The sequence below is a fragment of the Siphonobacter sp. BAB-5405 genome, assembly GCF_002872335.1.
Taxonomy (GTDB): Bacteria; Bacteroidota; Bacteroidia; order Cytophagales; family Spirosomataceae; genus Siphonobacter.
The window spans coordinates 1-8944 of sequence record NZ_NJAG01000058.1; the positions used below are offsets into that span (position 1 = coordinate 1).

General features: G+C 48.6%; 6 protein-coding genes. 3 read left to right on the forward strand and 3 right to left on the reverse strand.

Features of this window, described 5'->3' with window-relative positions:
- The first annotated feature begins 271 nt into the window (after positions 1-271).
- Entirely contained in the window at positions 272-820 is a 549-nt protein-coding gene (locus tag BWI97_RS25015; RefSeq protein ID WP_094812646.1) for a hypothetical protein, read from the forward strand.
- A gap of 47 nt (positions 821-867) precedes the next feature.
- Here the strand turns inward: BWI97_RS25015 and BWI97_RS28135 are convergent, their stop codons facing one another.
- The 3 genes from BWI97_RS28135 to BWI97_RS25025 form a co-directional block, all read right to left on the reverse strand.
- Complete coding sequence (locus BWI97_RS28135; protein ID WP_199182096.1) at positions 868-1323, reverse strand: hypothetical protein; 456 nt, start codon at positions 1321-1323, stop codon at positions 868-870.
- Positions 1324-1505: 182 nt separating this feature from the next.
- Positions 1506-3191 (reverse strand): GAF domain-containing protein, encoded by a 1686-nt coding sequence (locus BWI97_RS25020; RefSeq protein WP_199182097.1) that lies wholly within the window; start codon positions 3189-3191, stop codon positions 1506-1508.
- Between the two features lie 176 nt (positions 3192-3367).
- The gene (locus BWI97_RS25025) at positions 3368-4033 is read right to left on the reverse strand and encodes a recombinase family protein (RefSeq protein ID WP_094812650.1); all 666 of its coding nucleotides are present in this window, start codon (positions 4031-4033) and stop codon (positions 3368-3370) included.
- A 481-nt stretch (positions 4034-4514) separates the two neighbouring features.
- On the opposite strand from BWI97_RS25025, the gene BWI97_RS25030 reads away from it, so the two are divergent.
- Together BWI97_RS25030 and BWI97_RS25035 are read left to right on the forward strand one after the other, a co-directional pair.
- On the forward strand, positions 4515-7568 hold the full coding sequence (locus BWI97_RS25030; protein ID WP_158242844.1) for a right-handed parallel beta-helix repeat-containing protein: 3054 nt from the start codon (positions 4515-4517) through the stop codon (positions 7566-7568).
- A 322-nt stretch (positions 7569-7890) separates the two neighbouring features.
- Entirely contained in the window at positions 7891-8706 is an 816-nt protein-coding gene (locus tag BWI97_RS25035) for a helix-turn-helix domain-containing protein (protein ID WP_102203266.1), read from the forward strand.
- Positions 8707-8944: the final 238 nt, after the last annotated feature.

Here is an 8944-nt window from a genome sequence, read left to right on the forward strand (position 1 = left end):
GATTGTGCCAATAAACCGACTCAACTATAATAAAATTATTATAACAGTAAAAGTAACGTTATAATATTTTATATAGTTTAAGTTTTGTATTGATATTACGCCCGCACTCCCTATTTATCCATCCACTGCTCTCCCTACTTCTATAGCAGTTACTCATCACCTCTCTACAGTTCATACCCTTTTAATGACAATTCGGGTAACTACTCATTTTCTCAGGGCGGTTTAGGTCCCAATTTTGAACCGTTCAATCTATCAAACGAATCACAATTTCATGAAAAAGGTATTTGCTTTAGTAGTAACGGTATTGAGTCTGGTTACGACTTCCTGTAAAAAAGGAGATGATCTCGATCCGAAAACGCAGTCCCCCGCCCCTAAAGAAGTAGTTGGAAAATGGAGCTTCGGCCGCTCATCCGCCGGTAGTTACTGGGATAATGGAAATGACTACATCGGTCATGCCAACGAACAGTCCATGTCTTTTGAATTTAAGAAAAACGGTACGTACGAGTGTTACACGATCAACAATGTCACCGCTTACAGTTGCCGCACGGAGGTATTCTCTTTTGAGAAGGGTCATGTGAAGTTCAATGAGGAAGAAGGTACCTTAACGGTTACTCCTACCGAAGGAAACTTCAAAAGCAAGGATAATTGCGTAAGCAGTCACAATTTCAAACGTAACATGACGGCTGCTGAATTAAAGGAACATAAGAAAGTCTATTACTATACCCTCACGGAGAGTAGAGGCGAGCCCGCCATCCTAATCTCAACGATTCCGAATGCTACGGAATATGACGGTTTGTTGATGACGCCCGGATCCTGGTAACGAATTGCAGTACATAAAATCAAGCGGAGAGTTGTTAGAAACCACTTCTATTTAGGAGTGGTTTCTTTATTAATACGATCCGACCTGAGGTGTACCGAACGGTATGTTTCAACGTTCGATGCGGTAATGCCCACTCGCCATACTTTCAAACCTGCTACTCCCTGTAAATCTTCTACCTCCAGTTGTTCAATTGTTGCATCAAGTACCCCTTCTTCTTGTAGCTGCGTCAGGTACGGGCGGTATTCCTTTTCATCTTCTTCCCCTGAATATACCACGCATAGTTTTCCAGCCTGGGTAATGCGTTCCTGCGTACCCTTCACATGGGCTTTATCGATGCGTTTTTTCACGATCTCGAAACGGGCATTGTACGTTCCCTGCACGTCAAAACGTTTTTCATCCAGCCGGAAGGCAATGGTGATCGTACTGGGAAAGACCAGGATCAGCGTGGTTACCTCGAGTGGATAGGGTAATAAAGGTCTTAACTGCTGATGACTCACCTCCATTTCGCAGATTACGCGAAGCTGCCAGAGCCGCAGTTCCCGCAGGTGTTCGGTACCAAAAGTGAGCGTCGGAGCAATGGACGCCCCGATATACAGATTATGTTCGATCCCATCACTCCTGAATCGCTCGTAGTAATGCGGAAAAATGGCCTGAGCTTCCTGCTGACGCTGATCGAGTATACGGGTCAGGTTATCGTTAATCTGCCGGATGGCTCTGTCATATTTCCGTCGGTGGTGATAAAACGGCCCGCGTCCAGATTTGTTTCCCGAAAGTACTCGTCTACGGCGGCCTCGTTCAGCATCCGTAATTGCGGATGGATGCGATGATCCAGATAAGCGGTGATGTAGGGTTCCGTACTAGCCTGTAGCGGCTGGGAGATGTCAATCAGAAAATGAGCAATCTGTTGTTTCTCAATGGGTTCGATTGCTACGCTGTCGAGTACTGCCTGCAATGCCTCAAGTTGCGTTTGTAAATCTTTCTGCGTACTTAGGTTCCGTGCTTCGGACGAGCCTTTCACATCAACCTGACCGTATAAAGGATGTACGTCAGGAAAAGCAATTTCGGCTAACGTATGCGATTGACCGGCCTGTTGATGATACCGATACGCCAGAGCCTCCTGGCGGAATTTCCAGTATACACTCGGGTGAATCGTTGTGTACACATTTTGGATAAATGCCTGAATATGATTCTGCAACTCCGCCTCCATCCGGTCAATGGTTTCCGTCAGAAAAGGCATCAGCACGTCCAGTTTAAGGGCATTGATACTGTTGAACTCGCGGGGTTGCGACGAAACCACTTCCAGCACGCCCCACAACTGCTGATTTTTGACAACTGGAGCCAGAATAAAACTACGAATGTGCTGCTGATTCAGGTGTTCAATGAGTAAACTATGGGCGGTGTATTCCAGCGTATCCGCTACGGCAAAGTAGGTATATTGCTGTACAATCTTTTGGTAGGATTTCAAGCACAGCGTTTGGCGGGCTACGCAGGAATCGTGCCCGGACAGAATGAAGCTGGGCAGGGGTTCGCCAAAAGCGGCTTTCGTAAACGTGTCGCTCGCCGCATTGTACATAGCGAATCCAATCCGCAGGCTTTTGGAATTGAAAATGGAGTGAAAAATGGGCAGCAGATTTTCGTGGAAATCGATCTGGTACGAACCCAGCAATTTTTCTTTCAGAAGAGAAATGGCATTTTCGACCGTGGCATCGTACAATACCATCAGAGCAAAACCTTTGATCAGCCAGCTATTGGGTGGAAATTTGGCTTTCCAAAGCTCCAGGTTATCGTAATTGTCAAGGAGTTCTTCTATTTCAGCCTGACTGAGCGGTAAAGCCTGTTCCGTGGGAAGGGTATCCAGAAAATCGGCGTTATATAAAATCCGGTAATGCCGGAGAATGCCCTCGGCCGTGGGGATGTCATAAAAAAGTGGTTTGGCGAAGTCGAGTTTAGTGCCGTATACATCATTAAGAATGATGCAACAACTCAGCACGTAAAACTGATGAGCATCGAAGTCGCGTATACCCATTTCAAAATCGGTTCCTGCGGCCGCCAGAATCTTTTTAAAACGTTCGGTATGGTTGAAAATGATCGGGAGAAAAGGAATACTGACCGCTTTGATTTCATTATCCGTCAGTTCGGGTGGAAAATAATCTTTTAGCAAACGACGAATCAGGTTGGCATGCTTCTCTACCTGATCTGCACTCGTGATTCCCTCCCGAAACTCCGGAAAAGGAGCCAGCTCCGTCAATAGGACCTGAGCCGAACGAGCCTTTTCGGCATCCGTACCCTGGGCAACTTCGTGAAGCCGATCGAGCAGCGTAGCAAAACTGAGCTGAATCTGAAAGGGCGATTCAAAATCCAGTACATCCATAGTATAGAGCAAACGTATCGTACGAAGGTACCGGATTTGATCAGGATCCGATGCTCGCGGCAGAGCTGCCCGAAAAAATTACGTTTTCAGATTTCAGCAAAGCTTACCTGATAGCGATCACTTAAATTTACCGGCAAACCTGATTACAAATGTAAACCGTGCTTTTTTAGTCAGCATTAGCCTTCCATCAACTTGATAATCCGCTGTACCTGAACGGCCTGAAAGGTCTTCCCGCGTCGGGTACGAAAACCATTTTCGTTCAGCAAGCTGGCGATGGTACTCCAGTTATGTCCACTTTTGCGTAAAGCCTGAGCCAGGATGCCCGCCCGCCGGTTGTTTTCATGCATCCGGGCGTTTTGCTGACGGATCGCCAGACTTTTCTCCTTCGCCGCATCCGTTAGATTTTCGGGCTTCCCCAGGGCCACGCCCTGCTTTTTCTTTTCGGCCAGGGCTTTTTTGGTACGCTCGGCAATCAGCTCCCGTTCGTACTGGGCCATCGTCGCCATGACGCCAATGGTGAGGGTGTTGGCCTCGGGCATATCGGCACACACGAATTCCACGCCCGAATCCCGCAGCGTAAAGATGAAGGCTACATTACGGGTAAGGCGATCGAGCTTGGCAATCAGTAAGACCGCCCGGTATTCTTTACAATACGCAATGGCCGCCTGCAACTGCGGCCGATCGGCTTTCTTCCCCGACTCGATGTCCGTAAAATTAGCAATCATGACTCCCCGGCCTTTCAGGTATGAATCGACGGTAGATCGCTGGGCTTCCAGTCCCAGTCCGGAACGCCCCTGCTTTTGGGTCGAAACCCGGAAATACGCTACGTATGATTGAAGCATGACAAAATGACTTTCTCCCTTTTTTACTGTTTCACGGAGGTAAAGTATACAAAAATAACATTTTTTAAATGCTCGTTTAACAAATGTAAAACATTACCTGTATCACTGTTGATGGGTTCGAGGCCGTGTACTATTCGTCGCGAGCTTCTGCTTCACAAAAATTGCTGGCAAGAAGTATCCTCTTCGCAGACGTAATAGGGTTGGCTACAACATCCCTACACTACTCATTAAGCAGTACTTATTCCATCTGCCTTCAAAATTTTAAACGTCTACGCTCTCCAAAGTACAGCTTGCAACATTTCCCGGTACATCTGCACCATCTCCACGGGTTCTCATTTGGCAGGTATGCGTTACTTCACCGAATATTTGAACGATTTCAATATAAAATAAAACGATAGTAGTATACACCCCACAGCTTATGGTGATTGCATTGTCGCTGCTTTCGGTTACTACTATCGGTACCACTCTAAACCCTATTTCAATGAAAAAGCATTACTTCTTATGGGTACTCCTGCTGGTCAGTAGTACGCTGCTCCAGGCTCAGGTCAACTATTACGTTTCCGCCGATGGTAACGATGATGGGAATACGGGATTAAGTCAACAAAGCCCCTGGAAAACCCTGGCGAAAGTCAATACCATGGCTGCCACGTTCAATCCCGGCGACAGCATTTTATTCCGACGGGGAGATGTATTCCGGGGTGAGTTGTTACCACAAAAATCCGGTACGGCCACCGCTTCCATTACGTACGGAGCCTACGGCACGGGCTCGCGACCGATCATCAACGGATCGCAGCCTCTTTCGGGCTGGAGCGTTTTTCAGGGCAACGTCTGGGTTGCGGACTACGCCGGTCCCATTACGGCCATGAATAATTTTTTCATCAACGGAACGTCCCAACAGATCGGTCGCTACCCCAATGCTGACGCTACTAATCAGGGTTATCTGCGTATCCAGTCCGGCAGTGGCAATACTATATTGAACGATAACTCGCTGGCGGGGCAGGACTGGACGGGAGCTACCGCCGTGGTACGGGTGAATCTGTTTTTACTTAACAAACCCGTGGTTCAGTCGCACACCGGAAGTACGCTTACCTTTGTGGCTCCGGGGGTAGGAAATTATACCATCAATGCGGGCTACGGCTACTTCCTGCAAAACCACCTGGCTACACTCGATCAGCCCGGCGAGTGGTACTTCGATAAATCGGCTAAAAAAGTTTACCTCTATTCTACCACCGACCCTAATCAATTACAGACCGAAGCTCCGGTGGTGAGTAGTACGTTTTTTGCCAGTGGAAAAAGTCACCTGAGCATTCAGCAACTGGCGTTCACCCAGGCCAATGAGTATGGCATTCGGATCGATAGTACCGCGGGTAGCCTCACCCAAAACATTCGCATTCAGTCCTGCCAGTTTATCAATAATCACAATGCGATGCTGGTCAACCGGGCCGTACAGGTACTGGTCTCCGACAATACGTTTAACCAAACCAATAACAACGCCATTTTTATTACCGCTCGCGACTACCTCTGTAACCGTAACACCATCCTGAATACGGCTCTGCGGGCGGGTATGGGTGAACCGAACAACAATCAGTACAACGCCATTAATCTGGTGGGTCGAAACGCCACCGCCGCTAACAATGTCATCGACAGTGTGGGCTACTGCGGCATCCGGTTTGAGGGTACTAATCTCCTGGTTCAAAACAATCAGGTTTCCAACTTCGCCCGGGTCAAGTGCGATGTAGGTGGCATCTATACGTTCAAGGGCTTCGCTCCGGCTACGTACGGCTACGGCAACAACCGGGTGATTGGCAATGTCGTGCGTCAGGCGTATCCGAATCTCTTTGGTACCACGTCCCGCGTCGTCAACTCCAATTACGCCTGTGGTATTTATATGGATGGGAATAGTTTGGGAAATCTGGTGGAAGGAAATACCGTTTATCAGGTAATGGGAGCCGGACTGATGCTTAACGTTACCACGTCTGGTCACACCGTACGCAACAATACGTTTTACGACAACATGTACGGCTTCGGCTATTTCCCCGACAGCAAACCCGCCTCCCGGAATCATCGGGTAGTCCGTAATATTTTTTACGCTCGATCGCTCAATCAGCAGGGTGGACTGGTACAAACCGGCAGTGCGGTGTATCTGCCTTTAGTAGGTACGCTGGACAGTAACTACTACAGCCAACCCTTCGAAAAAGACCCCACCTTTGTCCAAACCGTCACGACGGCTGCTACCCCACGCGTTTCGAAAGCCCTAACCCTCAGCCAGTGGCAGCAACTATCGTATGATGCTCACGGGGTGTATGGGCAGACGTACCAGTCGCCCGTGGTTGTACAATCCGAAGGGCCTAACCGCATTACAGTCAGCAATAATAGCCAGTTCAATACCGGGCTTACCACCGGAACAACGGCTTATACGCTTACGCCCGCCAGTGGTACCAGTGCTCCCGCCTGGGACAATACGGGACAGTTAGATGGCGGATCGTTGCGGTTGAACCTGACGGATACCACGACAACGAAATCATCCCGGGCCGTTATCAATGTTGGTACGCTTACCTTTGGCAAGTACTACCGGCTGAGATTTTCGGCCAAAGGCAGTCGGGATACTACAGCGTTACAGGTGGCTCTCTTATCTTCAGCCTCTTCAAATTTTGGCGTTTGTAAACTAAAAACGGTGACGTTGTCAACCACACGCACCGAAGTCGAGTTGCTACTGAGCCCTAACTATACCAATGATAATACCTTCCTGAGTTTCACCTTACACGATCCGCAAAGCAAAATCTGGCTGGATACTATCGTCTTCAGCGAACTCGAAGTGACGGAAAATGATCCGAGCAACTACGTTCGTTTTGAAGTAAATGCCGACAGTACTAGTCGAACGGTCAATTTAGGCGGCGAGACCTATACGGATGTACGGGGGGTGACGTACACGGGACCGTATACCGTGTCACCGTTCAGCTCCGTTATTTTGCAAAAACAGATCAACGGTCCCCTGCCTTTACGCCTGCTTCATTTTTCGGCTGCCAATGAAAATTGTAACATTCGGTTTCGCTGGCAAACGGCCGATGAACGGAACATCAACCGATTCATCATCGAGCAGAGTGCGGACGGACAGCATTTCGTACCTTTTACCTTTGCTTTGCCCACCGGAAGATCCCGGAACAACTACTCCATGCTCTCCTCGACTTCCAGCCAAGGAATCCATTATTTCCGCCTCAAAATTCTGGATGAAGACCAATCCTACGCGTACAGTTCGATCATATCCCTGCACCAGGCCTGTCCGGACGTTCTCCAAATCGACCTGTACCCGAACCCGGCCCCGCAACTGATGCATTTGCGATTCCAGGAAGATCGCTCAACCCCGGTACACGTCAGTGTTCTCACGACTCAGGGTCGGATTGTAATCCCCGAGCAATCTTTTGTAAGCTCCCCTACGCAGCCGGTTGCCGTGCCGATTGGGGTCTTACCTTCGGGCACGTACCTGGTCAAGATTCAACGCGAGGGTAAAGTGTACATGAAAAAATTAATAAAGTAAAGATTAGCAGAACTTTGATTGGTTTTATAAACGTCGTTTTTGAACCTGTTTTTAGTGCTTTTTTTAACGCTGAAAATTTGAGGTATTACGGAATGCCAGTAAGCTTACTGAAAGCTTTATAGTTTGGCTTCCGATTCCGTTCATCCGACTTCGCTTTTGGGAATTAGGATTAAGCCGTATCTCGCACAGACATTAGGAAACTCGCTGAATTACGCTAGACTACTAAGTCTGGAACTCGACGATTCGCAGGGAGTACCCCTTTCACAAAAAAGGAGTACTCCCTGCCTTCTTATGGATTCGCGTACTTCTATTCTCTGTTCGTATGGCCTATCAATTTGTCGCTCCTCCACCTGCCCTTGCTGCGTATGTGCAGGCGATCTGGTACCTCGAAACGCCCGTATCGCAGGTATCCGCACCGACGTTCCGCGTACTGGCGGATGGGTGTCCCGGCCTCATCTTTCAACAATCCGAAAGTGGTTCATTCTATCAATACGAGAAGCCCCTTCCCGCCTTGTACCTCTATGGTCCGGCTACGCAGTACACGCAGTTGCAGTTTCCCGGTAGCTTTCGCGTAATCGGCTTTTGCTTTTATCCCCATGCGTTGAAGACCCTTTTCCAGTTGGACGCTTCGGCTCTAACGGACCGCTGTCTGGGTTTGGAAGAAATGTCCATCCCTCAAACGCAGCATCTGCCCGAACAGCTTATGCATCAGGCAACGGTATTTAACCAAATTGATCTTCTATCAGCATACCTCGTCCAACGTTCGCAACAAACATCCGCCACTCCTGATCCTACACTACATCAGGCTTTACAACTGATCCATAAGCAGAAAGGCGATGTATCCATGAAAGAATTGCAGCAACAGACGGGTCTTTCGGAGCGAAGTCTGGAGCGTCGGTTTAAGCACTACGTTGGCCTTTCGCCCAAACTCTGGAGCAGTATTTACCGCTTTCAAAGCTCGGTGGAACAACTGAATCACAATCGCTACGCAAAGCTTTCCGACGTAGCCTTTGATCGCGGGTACGCCGACCAATCCCATTTTATTCGGGCTTTCCAGACCTTCGCGGGTCTTTCACCCCAGGCGTATCTTCGGGAAAACCAACAGATTCTCGGTAATTTTTCGAGTTCACCCTTCTAGTGTCGGTTTTGTTCTAGTGCCGCGTTTTTCAGTGGGATACTTTTGAAACAGCTTCTCACCGAGGAAGCTTTTCACTCGTAAACGCTACAAACATGCACATTAGCAATCCTATTCTCGTGCTGGGAGGAACCGGCAAAACCGGTCACCGGATCGTTGAACGACTTCAGAATCGTAGGGTTTCCCGTACATCGGATCACGTCATAATCAGCCCGCCTTTGACTGGTATGACCCAACTACC

Coding starts and splice junctions, on each gene's coding strand:
- BWI97_RS25015 (WP_094812646.1), top strand. CDS start 272: ATGAAAAAGGTATTTGCTTTAGTAGTAACGGTATTGAGTCTGGTTACG.
- BWI97_RS28135 (WP_199182096.1), bottom strand. CDS start 1,323: ATGGAGGTGAGTCATCAGCAGTTAAGACCTTTATTACCCTATCCACTC.
- BWI97_RS25020 (WP_199182097.1), bottom strand. CDS start 3,191: ATGGATGTACTGGATTTTGAATCGCCCTTTCAGATTCAGCTCAGTTTT.
- BWI97_RS25025 (WP_094812650.1), bottom strand. CDS start 4,033: ATGCTTCAATCATACGTAGCGTATTTCCGGGTTTCGACCCAAAAGCAG.
- BWI97_RS25030 (WP_158242844.1), top strand. CDS start 4,515: ATGAAAAAGCATTACTTCTTATGGGTACTCCTGCTGGTCAGTAGTACG.
- BWI97_RS25035 (WP_102203266.1), top strand. CDS start 7,891: ATGGCCTATCAATTTGTCGCTCCTCCACCTGCCCTTGCTGCGTATGTG.